Source organism: Enterobacter cloacae complex sp. 370H10 (assembly GCF_050031535.1).
Classification (GTDB): Bacteria; Pseudomonadota; Gammaproteobacteria; order Enterobacterales; family Enterobacteriaceae; genus Enterobacter; species Enterobacter intestinihominis.
Window position 1 is genome coordinate 1,798,797 of record NZ_JBLGWG010000001.1, and the last position, 12,844, is coordinate 1,811,640.

16 protein-coding genes, 1 tRNA gene and 1 riboswitch are annotated in these 12,844 nt (G+C 57.4%); of the genes, 6 read left to right on the top strand and 11 right to left on the bottom strand.

Annotation, left to right across the window (positions count from 1 at the left end):
• Positions 1-121 precede the first annotated feature (121 nt).
• Positions 122-209: transfer RNA gene (locus tag ACQG2Q_RS08760), tRNA-Ser, on the top strand.
• 42 nt (positions 210-251) lie between these two features.
• On the opposite strand, the gene ACQG2Q_RS08765 is transcribed toward ACQG2Q_RS08760, so the two are convergent.
• Positions 252-1,253: a magnesium transporter gene (locus tag ACQG2Q_RS08765; protein WP_003858115.1), complete on the bottom strand. Its 1,002-nt coding sequence runs from the start codon at positions 1,251-1,253 to the stop codon at positions 252-254.
• A 60-nt stretch (positions 1,254-1,313) separates the two neighbouring features.
• Positions 1,314-1,483: riboswitch (M-box (ykoK) riboswitch) on the bottom strand.
• 158 nt (positions 1,484-1,641) lie between these two features.
• Between ACQG2Q_RS08765 and ACQG2Q_RS08770 the strand changes: the two genes are divergently transcribed.
• Together ACQG2Q_RS08770 and agp are read left to right on the top strand one after the other, a co-directional pair.
• Positions 1,642-2,142: a DedA family protein gene (locus ACQG2Q_RS08770; protein ID WP_023299758.1), complete on the top strand. Its 501-nt coding sequence runs from the start codon at positions 1,642-1,644 to the stop codon at positions 2,140-2,142.
• Between the two features lie 104 nt (positions 2,143-2,246).
• The gene (gene agp, locus ACQG2Q_RS08775; RefSeq protein ID WP_063849354.1) at positions 2,247-3,488 is read left to right on the top strand and encodes a bifunctional glucose-1-phosphatase/inositol phosphatase; all 1,242 of its coding nucleotides are present in this window, start codon (positions 2,247-2,249) and stop codon (positions 3,486-3,488) included.
• Between the two features lie 32 nt (positions 3,489-3,520).
• Here agp and ACQG2Q_RS08780 read toward each other — a convergent pair whose 3' ends face one another.
• Both ACQG2Q_RS08780 and wrbA read right to left on the bottom strand, forming a co-directional pair.
• Positions 3,521-3,748 (bottom strand): YccJ family protein, encoded by a 228-nt coding sequence (locus tag ACQG2Q_RS08780; protein ID WP_022647674.1) that lies wholly within the window; start codon positions 3,746-3,748, stop codon positions 3,521-3,523.
• An 18-nt stretch (positions 3,749-3,766) separates the two neighbouring features.
• Positions 3,767-4,363: an NAD(P)H:quinone oxidoreductase gene (gene wrbA / locus ACQG2Q_RS08785; protein ID WP_063849353.1), complete on the bottom strand. Its 597-nt coding sequence runs from the start codon at positions 4,361-4,363 to the stop codon at positions 3,767-3,769.
• A 391-nt stretch (positions 4,364-4,754) separates the two neighbouring features.
• On the opposite strand from wrbA, the gene ACQG2Q_RS08790 reads away from it, so the two are divergent.
• Entirely contained in the window at positions 4,755-4,925 is a 171-nt protein-coding gene (locus ACQG2Q_RS08790; protein ID WP_001273664.1) for a general stress protein, read from the top strand.
• 116 nt (positions 4,926-5,041) lie between these two features.
• Positions 5,042-5,962, top strand: coding sequence for a DMT family transporter (locus ACQG2Q_RS08795; protein WP_045622222.1), 921 nt, complete (start codon positions 5,042-5,044; stop codon positions 5,960-5,962).
• Between the two features lie 102 nt (positions 5,963-6,064).
• On the opposite strand, the gene rutG is transcribed toward ACQG2Q_RS08795, so the two are convergent.
• Genes rutG through rutA form a run of 7 tightly spaced genes read right to left on the bottom strand, consistent with a single transcriptional unit; the run spans position 6,065 to position 11,493 of the window.
• Positions 6,065-7,381 carry a pyrimidine utilization transport protein G gene (rutG, locus tag ACQG2Q_RS08800; protein ID WP_063849352.1) on the bottom strand — a complete coding sequence of 439 codons (1,317 nt, stop codon included), beginning with the start codon at positions 7,379-7,381 and terminating at the stop codon, positions 6,065-6,067.
• A gap of 21 nt (positions 7,382-7,402) precedes the next feature.
• Positions 7,403-7,897, bottom strand: coding sequence for an NADH-dependent FMN reductase RutF (gene rutF / locus ACQG2Q_RS08805; protein WP_045308877.1), 495 nt, complete (start codon positions 7,895-7,897; stop codon positions 7,403-7,405).
• Between the two features lie 9 nt (positions 7,898-7,906).
• Positions 7,907-8,497 carry a malonic semialdehyde reductase gene (locus ACQG2Q_RS08810; RefSeq protein WP_022647679.1) on the bottom strand — a complete coding sequence of 197 codons (591 nt, stop codon included), beginning with the start codon at positions 8,495-8,497 and terminating at the stop codon, positions 7,907-7,909.
• 9 nt (positions 8,498-8,506) lie between these two features.
• Positions 8,507-9,307, bottom strand: coding sequence for a pyrimidine utilization protein D (gene rutD / locus ACQG2Q_RS08815; RefSeq protein ID WP_022647680.1), 801 nt, complete (start codon positions 9,305-9,307; stop codon positions 8,507-8,509).
• 7 nt (positions 9,308-9,314) lie between these two features.
• Positions 9,315-9,701, bottom strand: coding sequence for a pyrimidine utilization protein C (rutC, locus tag ACQG2Q_RS08820; RefSeq protein WP_015570870.1), 387 nt, complete (start codon positions 9,699-9,701; stop codon positions 9,315-9,317).
• A gap of 11 nt (positions 9,702-9,712) precedes the next feature.
• Positions 9,713-10,402 (bottom strand): pyrimidine utilization protein B, encoded by a 690-nt coding sequence (gene rutB, locus ACQG2Q_RS08825; RefSeq protein WP_063849351.1) that lies wholly within the window; start codon positions 10,400-10,402, stop codon positions 9,713-9,715.
• A complete protein-coding gene (gene rutA, locus ACQG2Q_RS08830; protein WP_063849350.1) occupies positions 10,402-11,493 on the bottom strand; it encodes a pyrimidine utilization protein A in 1,092 nt (363 codons plus the stop codon). Before rutA ends, rutB begins: the two co-directional genes overlap by 1 nt.
• 245 nt (positions 11,494-11,738) lie before the next feature.
• On the opposite strand from rutA, the gene rutR reads away from it, so the two are divergent.
• Positions 11,739-12,377, top strand: coding sequence for an HTH-type transcriptional regulator RutR (gene rutR / locus ACQG2Q_RS08835; protein WP_046618398.1), 639 nt, complete (start codon positions 11,739-11,741; stop codon positions 12,375-12,377).
• 53 nt (positions 12,378-12,430) lie between these two features.
• Here rutR and ACQG2Q_RS08840 read toward each other — a convergent pair whose 3' ends face one another.
• Positions 12,431-12,823 carry a lysozyme inhibitor LprI family protein gene (locus ACQG2Q_RS08840; RefSeq protein WP_038415806.1) on the bottom strand — a complete coding sequence of 131 codons (393 nt, stop codon included), beginning with the start codon at positions 12,821-12,823 and terminating at the stop codon, positions 12,431-12,433.
• Between the last annotated feature and the right edge of the window lie 21 nt (positions 12,824-12,844).

Sequence of the window (12,844 nt, forward strand, 5' to 3'; positions counted from 1 at the left end):
ATTTTAGCCAGCCGATGACGAAGAAGTGATCGGAGCGGAAGGGAATGAGGCAAGAAGCTCAACGTAATGCAATTTCCTGCTTTACATCATGCTCAGAGATGTTTATAGTGCGCCTCACTTTGGAAGCGTGGCCGAGCGGTTGAAGGCACCGGTCTTGAAAACCGGCGACCCGAAAGGGTTCTAGAGTTCGAATCTCTACGCTTCCGCCAAATTCGAAAACCCTGCGATAGCAATATCGCAGGGTTTTTTCGTTATTCCAGCCCAAGCGTATACTGTGCGATTTTGAAGTAGATAATGAGCCCGGTACCGTCGATCAGCGTGGCGATAAACGGCGCGGAAACGACCGCCGGGTCGATTTTGCAGCGTTTCAATACCATCGGGATCACCGATGAGACAATGGCGCTCCACAGCGTAATGCAGACAAGCGTCAGGCTGACGATAAGCGTGATTTCCATCCCAATGCCCATCATCCAGGCACGAACGCAGCCCGCCAGGCCCAGCGTGGCGGCAATCATTAACGAGGTGCTCATCTCTTTGCGCAGCACGCGACCCACGTCGCGAAGGTGGACTTCACCCAGCGCCATGGCGCGCACCAGCGTCGAGGTAATCTGCGTCCCGCTGTTTCCGCCGGTGCCAATCAGCAGCGGAATAAAGAACGCCAGCGCAATGGCGGATTCCAGCGCCTCTTCAAAATGCTGGATCACCGAGCTGGTATACGCTTCCGCGACAAACAGCAGCAGCAGCCAGACGGAGCGTTTCTTCCACAGGCTAAAGGCGCTGGTTTCCAGATAGGGCTTCTCCAGCGGCAGCGTTGCCCCCTGAAGCTGGGCATCTTCAGTAACGTCATCTTCCAGCAGATGGGCGATTTCACGCTCGGTAAGGCAGCCCACCAGCTTGCCGTGGGTCACCACCGGTACGACATCCGCACCTGCGTGCGCCAGCAACCCGGCGACATCAGCCCGCTCATCTTCCGGTTTAAGCTGGATAAAATCCGATATCATCAGACCTTTAACGGGCTGTACGGTATCCGTGGCCTGCAATAATTTACGTACGGCAATCAAACCCGCGAGGCGACCGTTGTCTTCGATAAAAATATGTGACGGAATATCATCATCTTTTAATTTTTCAAAGAACTGCTCGCGTGCCAGAGCCACGCATAATGAAATATCAATAACGATAAAATCGGTATTCATATATTGCGCGATGGCGCTGTCGTTAAAAGCCAGATTTTGGTTGTGAATAGCGTAAGACATTGTAACTTCCCTTTGAATAATAAAATCTCTCAGGGGCGAGCAAGACAGGGCATGTCGGAAAGGAGATCCCCACGTCCTGGGTTCAGCACTGTACACCGTATCCCGTAAGGGAAGTTATACTGGCAAAGCCTTGATTCGACAGTGCCTGTTTTACCCTGTGCCGGTTCTCTCGAACCCACCAGAGCGATAACGTGTATTTGTACAGGAGCCTCGCCATAACGAGATCGTTGTAAAACGTGAGGGATAATACGCTTATTTAAAATGGCTGCTGAGGAATTTAAATAATGTTTAAGTATGGTTTAAATGAATATTATTGAATGAATGTTGACGTTTTATTTAACTATTTTCACTTCTAATGGGGAATTCTGATGTTACCGGGGAGAGTAAAATGGCATGGCTGGACACGCTGCTGGATCATTTTGCGCATTATCCAACGCATCTCTTCGCGTTGCTCGTTGTTATGGCACTGAGTAAATCAACGGTACTGATCTCTTCCGTGCTCCCGCCCGCATCGGTCATGCTGCTGGCGGGGATTGCCGTCAGCCAGTCGAGTATGCATCCGGCGCTGACGTGGCTGGCGGTGGTGATGGGCGCTACGGCAGGATCGGTGCTGAATTACCATATCGGCCAGCTGATGGGGCATACCCGGCGAGTGTCACGCTTCACGGCAAAACATGCCGGGAAGTTTTTGCGGGTACAGCACCAGCTGCATAAAAATGGCCTGCTGGTGTTGTTCACCTCGCGTTTCCTGGCGGTACTGCGCTATATCGTGCCGCTGGCGGCGGGCATGCTCAGGCTGAGCGCGATAAAGGTTTACGCCATCAGCCTGCTTTCAGCCTGCGCATGGGCGGCGCTGTATGTCGGCATCGTCACCAGCATCAGCCTCTGAATCAGCGAGTCACGTATTCATCAGTTTGAGAAATGCTTCCCGAAAAACCTGTCACGAATCTGTCACACTCAATGCGACATTAAAAAACGTGTGAGGAATTAGGGATGAGAAAAGCACTACTTGCAGTTGCCGTGGCAGGTACCCTTGCCGTGACCTTTGGCGCACAGGCGCAGGACAAACCGGACGGCTATCAGCTGGAACAGGTACTCATCATGAGCCGCCACAACCTGCGTGCGCCGCTCGCCAATAACGGCAGCGTGCTGGAGCAGTCCACGCCGAAGCAGTGGCCGGAGTGGGACGTCCCGGGTGGACAGCTCACCACCAAAGGGGGCGTACTGGAAGTGTATATGGGTCACTATATACGCGAGTGGCTGGCAGAGCAGGGGATGGTGAAGACGGGTGAATGCCCGCAAGCGGATACCGTCTATGCCTACGCCAACAGCCTCCAGCGCACCGTGGCGACCGCGCAGTTCTTTATCACCGGCGCGTTCCCGGGGTGCGATGTGCCTGTGCATCATCAGGAAAAAATGGGCACCATGGACCCCACCTTCAATCCGGTCATTACCGATAATTCCCCTGAGTTTCGTGAGAAAGCGCTGAAAGCGATGGAGACAGAACGGCAGAAAATGCAGCTGGATGAAAGCTACAAACTGCTGGAGCAGCTGACAAACTATAGCGACTCGCCGTCCTGCAAGGAGAAAAAAGTCTGTTCCCTGACGGAGGCGAAAGATACGTTCAGCGCCGATTATGAAAAAGAGCCGGGCGTCTCCGGGCCGCTGAAAGTGGGTAACTCGCTGGTGGATGCGTTCACCCTACAGTATTACGAAGGATTCCCGGCAGACCAAGTGGCATGGGGGGAAATCAAAACCGATCAGCAGTGGCGCGTGCTGTCGAAGCTGAAAAACGGCTACCAGGACTCGCTGTTTACCTCGACGGACGTGGCGCAGAACGTGGCTAAACCGTTGGTGAAGTACATTGATAAAGCGCTGGTGACCGAACAGGCCAAAGCGCCAAAAATTACCCTGCTGGTGGGGCACGACTCCAACATTGCCTCGCTGCTGACCGCGCTGGATTTCAGGCCGTATCAGCTGCACGACCAGCAGGAACGAACCCCGATTGGCGGTAAAATTGTCTTCCAGCGCTGGCATGACAAAAACACTAACCAGGAGCTGATGAAAATTGAGTATGTCTACCAGAGTTCTGAGCAGTTGCGTAATGCCAGCGTGCTGTCGCTGCAATCTCCTGCGCAGCGCGTGACGCTGGAGCTGAAGGGCTGTCCGGTAGATGGCAACGGCTTCTGTCCGATCGATAAATTCAATGCGGTGATGAACAACGCGGCGAAATAGAAGAAACCCCCCCGCGCGGGCGGGGGGAACATTCAGACGTTTTTACGTTCGATGGTTTGCTCGCCCCAGAACAGCGAGTCTTTGTCGGTTTTTTCGAAAGCGCGAACCAGCACTTCATCGTTGCCTTCTTCCCAAATCTGCTCAGCCAGCTTTTCGTCATACCTGGCGACTTCAAAGATGGCTTCTGCAATCTCCGGAGAGGTATTGCGTAAACTTGCCCATTCGCCCACGTGGTGAGCTTTGGATTCTTGAGTTGGCATACTTGTCCTCCTGTTGGGTTAGCCGTTCAGTTTTTTGGCAAGACCCGCGACGTATTCACCCTGATAGCGGGCGATCGAAAGTTCTTCATTGCTTGGCTGACGTGAACCATCCCCACCGGCAATGGTTGTCGCGCCATACGGTGTCCCGCCACGAACCTGGGAAACATCAAACAGTTCCTGCGCGCCGTAGCCAATCGGCACAATCACCATCCCATGATGTGCAAGGGTAGTCCAGGTTGAGGTGATCGTCTGCTCCTGGCCGCCGCCTGTGCCGGTAGAGCTGAACACGCTGGCCAGCTTGCCGTATAACGCGCCGGAGGCCCAGAGCCCGCCCGTCTGGTCGAGGAAGGTGCGCATCTGGCCGGACATATTGCCGAAGCGGGTCGGGGTGCCGAAGATAATGGCATCATAGTCCGCGAGCTCCTGCGGGGTGGCGACCTGGGCGTTTTGTGTTTTTCCCCCGGCTTTGGCGAAGGCTTCCGCCTGCATGGTTTCCGGTACGCGTTTAACCACAACCTCAACGCCGTCTACTCTGTCTGCGCCTTCTGCAACTGCGTGAGCCATGGTTTCAATGTGTCCATACATGGAATAATAGAGCACCAGAACTTTTGCCATTTTGCATCACTCCTCGTTGGTTTTTCTTACAGCGGATCGCTGCGTTACTTTAAAGATATGACATCACGGCCAGACTGCAAAAATGAACGGCATTTATTTGATATATAACAATATCTTTTCGTTACGTGCTTTGTAGCAAAATGAAACAACTTTAGCGGCGCTGATTTTTCAAAATATAAGAATGGCTTATGGATAACCTCCTCAATATTTCATACGAAAGGCTGAGATCATGTTGCAGAATATTACCTCTCGCTTGCCGGATAGCCGCATTACACTAAGCTTAGTTTCACGCGGCATAGATAAAGGCACTGTCCTTGAGCCGCGAGGTGAAAGAATCCTCTTTTACTGAATGCAATATGATGTCTAATGTTTCACACTCTGGAGGTTAGAGATGGCAAACCATCGTGGTGGTTCAGGTAATTTCGCTGAAGACCGTGAAAGAGCATCAGAAGCAGGTCGTAAAGGTGGCCAGTCTAGCGGGGGCAATTTTAAAAACGACCCTCAGCGCGCATCAGAGGCTGGCAAAAAAGGGGGTAAAAATAGCCACGGCAGCAACAAGTAGTACGCCGGGTTAACTCTCTGCCGCCGGGTTTCCCGGCGGTTTTTTTATGTCTGCTACATTGAACTGTAATCAAAGGCATCGCACACTACAGGATTGATTCTTCGTGCTGGTGTCCCATGTCCGTTTCCCGTTTTACTTTCTCCATTAAGCCTCAGGAAGCCATCCTGATTTTGATCACCATGTTCTGGGGCGGAACCTTTCTTGCCGTTCAGTACGCGGTCACGATGAGCGATCCGTTTTTCTTTGTAGGGCTGCGTTTTGCAACCGCGGCGGTTGCCGTGGCGCTTATTTCGCTGAAAACCCTGCGCGGGTTGACCCTGAGAGAGCTTAAAGCGGGTGTCGCTATTGGCGTGGCGATTGCCATGGGCTATAGCCTGCAAACGTGGGGGCTCCAGTCTATCTCCAGCAGTAAATCCGCCTTCATCACCGCCATGTACGTACCGCTGGTGCCGCTGTTGCAGTGGCTGTGCCTGGGCAGAATACCGGGCCTGATGTCGTGCATTGGTATCGTGCTGGCGTTCATCGGCCTCATTTTATTAGCCGGGCCGGGAAATAATCTGCTGGCGCTGGGGCCGGGAGAGATCATCACGCTGGTGGGGGCCGTTGCCATTGCGGCAGAAATTATTTTGATTAGCGCCTGGGCAGGAAAAGTGGACGTCAAGCGGGTGACGGTCGTGCAGCTTGCCACCGCGTCGCTGGTGGCGTTCGCGACGATGGTGCCGGCAGGGGAGTCCGTCCCGCCGATGTCTACCGGGCTTATCGTCGTGGCGCTGGGGCTGGGCGTTTTTAGCGCCATTATTCAGGTCACCATGAACTGGGCGCAGCGCAGCGTATCTCCGACACGGGCGACGGTCATCTATACCGGTGAACCGGTGTGGGCGGGTATTTTCGGGCGACTCGCCGGTGAGCGTCTGCCGCTGCTGGCGCTGGTGGGCGCGGCGTTTATTGTCGCCGGGGTGCTGGTGAGCGAGTTAAAGTTAAAAAAACGACGTAAGGCGACTGCCGGGTTGGGCACTGAACAAGGGGCAGATAGCTAACAACGCGCACGCTGTCCGTTTTGCCCGGCGGCGCTTCGCTTGCACGGGCCTACAATTGGCATGTAGGCCGGGTAAGCGTAGCGTCACCCGGCTATTTCAGGTTCAGGGGGTGATGGGTTCCGCTTGCGCTTCATCCCCTTTGCGGCGGCTAAGCAGGGCGTTGAGCAGGATCGCGCCGAAGGTCGCCGTGCCAATCCCGCCCACCGTAAACCCGCCCAGCGTCAGGGCGAAGTCGCCTGCGCCCAGCACCAGCGTGACCGCCACCATGATCAGGTTACCGTTCTGGCTCAGATCAATATGATTCTGCACCCAGATGCGTGCCCCCGCGACGGCAATCAGACCAAATACAACAATCGAGGCGCCGCCAATCACGGGTGCCGGGATGGTGTGGATCAATGCGCCGAATTTTGGGGAAAAGCCGAGCAGTATCGCCATCACCGCCGCCGCCACGAAGACCAGCGTCGAGTAGACTTTGGTCACTGCCATCACGCCGATGTTTTCCGCGTAGGTCGTCACGCCGCTGCCGCCGACCGAGCCGGAGAGCATGGTCGCCAGACCGTCTCCCACAAACGCCCGCCCCATATACGGGTCCATATTGCGCCCGGTCATTCCCGCTACGGCTTTCAGGTGGCCCAGGTTTTCAGCCACCAGAATCACCGCGACAGGCGCGATGAGCATCATCGCCTGAGCGTTAAAGGTGGGTGAGGTCACCTGCGGCATGCCGAACCAGGCGGCCTGGTGAATCAGTGTGAAATCAACTGGCTTGCCAAGACCAAACACGTTCGCCAGCAGCGCGTAGATCAGACAGGCCGCAATCAGCCCGACCAGGATCAGCAGTCGCTGGATCATCCCGCGCGTAAAGACCGCCACCACGCCGATGCACAGCACCGTAATCACCGCCATCCAGCTTTCAAACGGCGAGCCGGATACGCTCTTCACCGCAATCGGCGCGAGGTTCAGGCCTATCGCCATCACCACCGCCCCGGTGACGACGGGGGGCATCATCCGCTCGATCCAGCGCGTGCCGACTTTCATCACCACCAGACCGGTAAGGGTGTAGACCAGCCCACAGGCGATAATGCCGCCGAGGGCCACGCTCAGGTTGGGGTTAATGCCCTGACCGTTAAACCCGGTCGCTGCAATAACGACTCCCACAAAGGCGGCGCTGGAGCCCAGATAGCTGGGCACGCGCCCGCCGGTGACAAAAAAGAACAGCAGGGTACCCATACCCGACATCAAAATGGCGAGGTTAGGATCCAGCCCCATCAGCATGGGCATTAGCACCGTCGCACCAAACATCGCGACCGCATGCTGCACGCCCATCACCATTGTCTGCCCGAGCGGGAGCCTTTCATCCGGCGCGACCACGCCTGCTTCTGTGGAGGTCGATTTCAACTGCCAGTGAGGAAGTCCGAACATGTTCTGTCTCCTGAATGCGGATTAACAGGCGGGTCGCATAAGTGCGTGATAGCCGCGGTCGAACCACACCAGCCCTTGCGGTGCCGGGTGGCGAACGATGGATACGATGTCGCAAAACAGAATGTCGTGGGTGCCGACGCTAACCACCTGGCTGATGCGGCAGTCGAAAGAGGCCAGGGCATTTTCCAGACGCGGACAGCCCGTGTCGCCTGTCTGCCAGCGGGCAGCGGCAAAGCGGTCCTCCATCGGCGTTTTACCGCCAAACAGGTTGGATAATGGCTCCTGTCCGGCACTCAGCGTGTTAACGCACAGGGTGCGGTTCTCGCTGAAAATCGGCCAGACGGACGCGCCACGGTTGAGGCAAACCAGCAGAGTGGGCGGGGAATCGGTCACGCTGCATACCGCGCTGGCGGTAAAGCCCGCCATTCCCGCAGGGCCGTCGGTGGTGATGATATTGACCGCCGCACCGACGCAGGCCATGGCATCACGGAAGGTTTGTTGATCGGGTGTCGTCATGATGGCTCCTTATGCCAGCCCGCAGGCGTCTTCGAAGGTCAGACGCGGTAAGCGCCCATAGACTTTGCTCATATCGCCATAACCGATGTTAATCAGCAGATTGCTTTTAAGCAGCGTGCCCGTGAAAAAGGCCGCGTCCACTTTTTCCCGGTCAAAGCCGGACATCGGCCCGGTGTCGAGCCCGAGCGCGCGGCAGGCGAAGATCAGGTACGCGGCCTGCATCGAACTGTTGCGAAAGGCGGTCTCTTCCGCCAGTGCGGGGCTGGAGGTAAACCAGCTTCTGGCATCGCCGTGCGGGAACAGTACAGGCAGGCGCTCATAAAACTCGCTGTCCCAGGCGACAATTGCCGTGACCGGGGCGGTGAGCGTTTTCTCAAGGTTGCCGCTGGAGAGCGCCGGGCGCAGCTTCTCTTTTCCTTCCGGGCTTCGCACAAAGACAATGCGCGCCGGGGAACAGTTGGCGGACGTCGGCCCCCATTTCATCAGGTCATAAATCTCGCGCAGCGTCTCGTCACTGACCGGTATATCCAGCCAGCCGTTATGGGTACGTGCGCCGGTAAACAGCGTTTCCAGCGCGGCGGGCGTGATGGCTTCGCTCATTCAGGCTCCTTACAAAGCGGGTTCAGGGCTGTGCAGCAGGCTGGCAAGCCCGTTCAGCAGCAGCGTGTTAAAGATGTCCGGCGCGGTCACGTTGCAGGCATGCCCGCCCTGGCGCATGACCGTTTTGCGGGCGTGCGGGAGGGCGGCGTGCAGTTCCGCGGAGCAGACGGACGGCACCAGCAGATCGTCGGTGGAACAAATAATCTGCACGGGGCAGCGAACGCGTGCAGCGTGGCGGCTGAAATCGGCCTGTTTCAGCGCATGCAGCCTGCGCAGCAGATTGGCTTTGCCCTGGAAATGGGCCAGCGCCAGCGCTTCCTCGGCCTCCAGCCGCGGAGCGCGGGCAGCCATCCAGTCTGCCGGGTAAAGAAACAGCGGCTGTGCCTCTACCCACGCCTGAGCCCCGCCCGCATGCAGCAGACGTTCGCGAACGTCAAAACAGCGTCGGGTATGGGCATTGAGGGTCAGCCAGCCGTTGACACAAACCAGCGCGGTGAGGGCGTCAGGCTTATCGATAGCCAGCCGCAGGCCGACCAGCGCCCCCAGCGCGTGGCCGACCACGCAGTAACGGGCGATCCCGGCCCCGGCTAACGCCAGTGCGAGCTCGTCAGCCATGTGTGCGAGGGTGTAGTCTTCCGGCAGGGTATCCGGGTTATTCCCCGTGCCCCGCTGGTCGTAGCACACCACCTGATACTCCTGCCCCAGCACGGCGAGCTGAGGCAGCCAGTAGCTCCCGCTGCCGCCGAGCCCGGCAATCAGCACCACCACGGGCGCGCCCGCAAAGGGGGGCGGGGAAATGGACAGTTTCATGGCGGCCTCACTTCGCGATGTGCGCAACGGTGGCAATTTCAACCAGCGCTTCAGGCTTTACCAGCCCGCACTGGATGCAAAATCGCGCCGGTTTATCGCCGGGGAAAAACTCCGCGTAGATCTCGTTAATCGCGGCGTAGTTTTTCCAGTCGGTGATAAAGATGCTGTTGAAGGTCACGTCCTCCATCGTGCCACCCGCCGTTTCGATCACGGTTTTGATCGTCTCCAGCACGTGGCGGGTTTGCGCCTTTGGGTCATCGATAAACACCACGTTGTTGTCTTTATCAAACGGCAGCGTGCCTGAGACATACACCACGCCGTCGGCGAGGGTTCCGGGGACAAACGGGGCTATCGGGGTGCTGGTGCCCGGCGGAATAATCACGGATTTCGGCATAGCGGTTCTCCTCAGGCGATGCGGGCGAGCGGGGGATCCAGCGCGTCGCAGAAATCGGCGACGTTACTGACCCAGCCAAAAAAGGTTTCGATATTGAACAGGGCGGCTTTCTGGGCAAAATCCGGCCCGGCCTGATGGGTAGCGTCTTCCAGCACCACGCCAAAATACTCGAGGAAGAAGCCGTCGCGCAGGGTGGACTCCACGCAGACGTTGGTGGCAATGCCCGTAAAGACCAGATGACGAATGCCCCGGCTGCGCAGCAGGCTGTCGAGCGGGGTATTGAAAAAGCCGCTGTAGCGCGGTTTCGGCAGTACGATATCGCCAGCTTCCGGTACCAGCTCATCCACCAGCTGATAATCCCAGCCGCCTTTCGCCAGCAGCGTGCCCTGGAGTTCAGGCCGTTGGCGCATGGTTTTCAGGGCGTTGGATTTGTGAAAGTTGGGTGAGCCGGGACCGCCAGCTTCGACGTACTGGTCGTCCCAGCCATTCTGGAACCAGACGATCAGCATGCCCGCAGCACGCGCGGCGCTCACGGCGGTTTTGATATTCTCAATCACCAGCTGCGTGGCCGAGACGTCGAACCCGGCCAGATCCAGATACCCGCCTTTACTGGCATAGGCGTTTTGCATATCCACCACGATCAGCGCGCTCTGCTGCGCGTCAAAGGTGATGGCCTCCGGGCGAGCGTTGAGGGTCGTCATTACGCCACCTCCTTCGTCACGGCAGGGATGTGGGCGCGGCACTGCATCAGCGGCTGAATACGCTCGCCGAAGGTTTCCACGCCGGTGAGAAAATCATCGAAGGTCAGCAGCACGCCTTCGGCGCCGGGCACGGCAGCCACTTCGTCGAGCATTCTGGCGACGCTGGCATACGAGCCAACCAGGGTGCCCATGTTGATATTGACGGCAGACGTCGGGTCGGCCATCTGGCGAACGTTGGTGTCCGCGCCGGAGCGGGTATCCTTCTGGCTCTGCTCGGTCAGCCAGCTCAGGGCTTCCTCGTCGGCGCCGTCCTTGTATCGTTCCCATTTGGCGCGCGCGGCGTCGTCGGTTTCGTCGGCAATCACCATAAACAGCACGTAGGAGCCCACGTCGCGCCCGATTTTGTCGGCGGCCGCTTTCATGCGTGCCGCAGTGGGCGCGAAGGCGGCAGGGGTGTTAACGCCTTTGCCGAAGCAGAAGTTGAAGTCGGCGTATTTGGCGGAGAATTCCATCCCCGCGTCGCTCTGCCCGGCGCAAATCACCTTCATCGGCACCGACGGCTGGGGGCTGACGCGGCAGTCGTTCATGGTGAAGAAGTCGCCTTTGAAATCGCTTTTGCCGGTGCCCCACAGATCGCGCAGCACCTGCACGTATTCAGTCAGGTAGTCGTAGCGACGGGAGAAGTAATCGTCACCCGGCCAGATCCCCATCTGCTCGTACTCCGGCTTTTGCCAGCCGGTGACAAGGTTGACGCCAAAGCGCCCGCCGGAGATGGAGTCGATGGTGGAGGCCATCCGCGCCACGATTGCCGGGGGAAGGGTAAGGGTGGCGGCGGTGGCGTAAATCTGGATGCGCGAGGTTACCGCCGCCAGGCCCGACATCAGGGTAAAGGACTCCAGGTTGTGGTCCCAGAATTCGGTCTTACCGCCGAAACCGCGCAGCTTGATCATCGAGAGCGCAAAGTCGAAGTGGTAATGCTCCGCTTTCTGCACGATGGCTTTATTCAGCTCAAAGGTCGGCATGTATTGCGGGGCCGTGGTCGAGATAAGCCAGCCGTTGTTGCCGATCGGTACAAATACGCCAATTTTCATCACGAACCTCTCTTCATTACGTCGCAGGTGTCACGACGTTTTTGCAAAGGGAGTGCCAGTTTTGAAAAATACTTTGTTATTACGGTGTTAACTGGTGGCTGTTAAATTTAACAGCGAAAATGTGGACTAAGTGGTCAAAATCATTGCACAGAAAACAGGCACTCATGCGCGCTGAGGGTGCAGAAGGTCGTGGCGAGACGGGGGTTTTGCTATGCTGAGCGCAGGACAGAAAATGGAGAGCGAAAATGACACAAGGCGCAGTGAAAACACCCGGTAAACGTTCGCAGGCGGTGAGCGCCAAGAAACAGGCGATCCTCAGCGCCGCGCTGGAGACATTTTCGCAGTTTGGTATTCACGGTACACGCCTTGAGCAGGTGGCGGAGCAGGCCGGGGTGTCCAAGACCAATCTGCTGTACTACTACCCGTCGAAAGAGGCGCTATATGTGGCGGTGATGCAGCAGATCCTGGATATCTGGCTCGCACCGCTTAAAGCATTTCGCGAAGAGCTGGCCCCGCTGGTGGCGATAGAGGAGTACATACGCCTGAAGCTGGAGGTATCGCGTGATTACCCGCAGGCATCAAGGCTGTTCTGCCTGGAGATGTTGCAGGGCGCGCCGCTGTTGCAGGCGGAGCTGACGGGAGATCTAAAGCAGCTGGTGGACGATAAATCAGCCATTATTGCCGGATGGGTCGCCAGCGGAAAACTGGCGCCCGTCGATCCGCAGCATCTGATTTTCATGATTTGGGCCTCAACCCAGCACTACGCTGACTTCGCGGCCCAGGTCGAGGCGGTAACCGGTAAAACGCTCCAGGACGAGGCGTTTTTCCAGAGCACCCTGGAAAACGTGCAGCGGATGATTATCGAAGGGATCCGTGTGCGCTAATTTCCCTCACCCTAACCCTCTCCCAAGGGGAGAGGGAATAGTTCAGTGCCGCGTCAGCCCGGCGGGAGGGGACAGCTTAAGTCGCCCTCTTCACACTGCATCAGCGTGGCCAGAAACGCTTCGCGCTCCACGGTTTTTTCCGCCAGACACTGGTTCACAATCATTGGCTGAACGCTCCCGCCTTCCGTACCCGAACCGATAAACGCACAGTCCGCGTCGCGCAGGCTGATCCACGCCTGCTGCGCCTTTTTCAGCAGATCGCGCTGAGGTGCAGCCGCACGTTTGATGGCGGCCTGATAGGTCTCGTTGAGCTTTTTATCGGCGGCCTGGTACTGCTGCGCGCTACAGGTGTTCAGTTCAAGCTGGGTGGTCGCGTTGTTGCACTCGTCGGCAAGCGCGCTGGCGCTCATGAGCAGGGCTGCACCTGCGAGAAATACTCTTTTCATCATCCCCTCCATGTAAAAAAG

Excerpts from the sequence above, each read along its gene's own strand:
- ACQG2Q_RS08765 (WP_003858115.1), bottom strand. The coding sequence starts at position 1,253 with ATGTCTTACGCTATTCACAACCAAAATCTGGCTTTTAACGACAGCGCC.
- ACQG2Q_RS08770 (WP_023299758.1), top strand. The coding sequence starts at position 1,642 with ATGGCATGGCTGGACACGCTGCTGGATCATTTTGCGCATTATCCAACG.
- agp (WP_063849354.1), top strand. The coding sequence starts at position 2,247 with ATGAGAAAAGCACTACTTGCAGTTGCCGTGGCAGGTACCCTTGCCGTG.
- ACQG2Q_RS08780 (WP_022647674.1), bottom strand. The coding sequence starts at position 3,748 with ATGCCAACTCAAGAATCCAAAGCTCACCACGTGGGCGAATGGGCAAGT.
- wrbA (WP_063849353.1), bottom strand. The coding sequence starts at position 4,363 with ATGGCAAAAGTTCTGGTGCTCTATTATTCCATGTATGGACACATTGAA.
- ACQG2Q_RS08790 (WP_001273664.1), top strand. The coding sequence starts at position 4,755 with ATGGCAAACCATCGTGGTGGTTCAGGTAATTTCGCTGAAGACCGTGAA.
- ACQG2Q_RS08795 (WP_045622222.1), top strand. The coding sequence starts at position 5,042 with ATGTCCGTTTCCCGTTTTACTTTCTCCATTAAGCCTCAGGAAGCCATC.
- rutG (WP_063849352.1), bottom strand. The coding sequence starts at position 7,381 with ATGTTCGGACTTCCTCACTGGCAGTTGAAATCGACCTCCACAGAAGCA.
- rutF (WP_045308877.1), bottom strand. The coding sequence starts at position 7,897 with ATGACGACACCCGATCAACAAACCTTCCGTGATGCCATGGCCTGCGTC.
- ACQG2Q_RS08810 (WP_022647679.1), bottom strand. The coding sequence starts at position 8,497 with ATGAGCGAAGCCATCACGCCCGCCGCGCTGGAAACGCTGTTTACCGGC.
- rutD (WP_022647680.1), bottom strand. The coding sequence starts at position 9,307 with ATGAAACTGTCCATTTCCCCGCCCCCCTTTGCGGGCGCGCCCGTGGTG.
- rutC (WP_015570870.1), bottom strand. The coding sequence starts at position 9,701 with ATGCCGAAATCCGTGATTATTCCGCCGGGCACCAGCACCCCGATAGCC.
- rutB (WP_063849351.1), bottom strand. The coding sequence starts at position 10,402 with ATGACGACCCTCAACGCTCGCCCGGAGGCCATCACCTTTGACGCGCAG.
- rutA (WP_063849350.1), bottom strand. The coding sequence starts at position 11,493 with ATGAAAATTGGCGTATTTGTACCGATCGGCAACAACGGCTGGCTTATC.
- rutR (WP_046618398.1), top strand. The coding sequence starts at position 11,739 with ATGACACAAGGCGCAGTGAAAACACCCGGTAAACGTTCGCAGGCGGTG.
- ACQG2Q_RS08840 (WP_038415806.1), bottom strand. The coding sequence starts at position 12,823 with ATGAAAAGAGTATTTCTCGCAGGTGCAGCCCTGCTCATGAGCGCCAGC.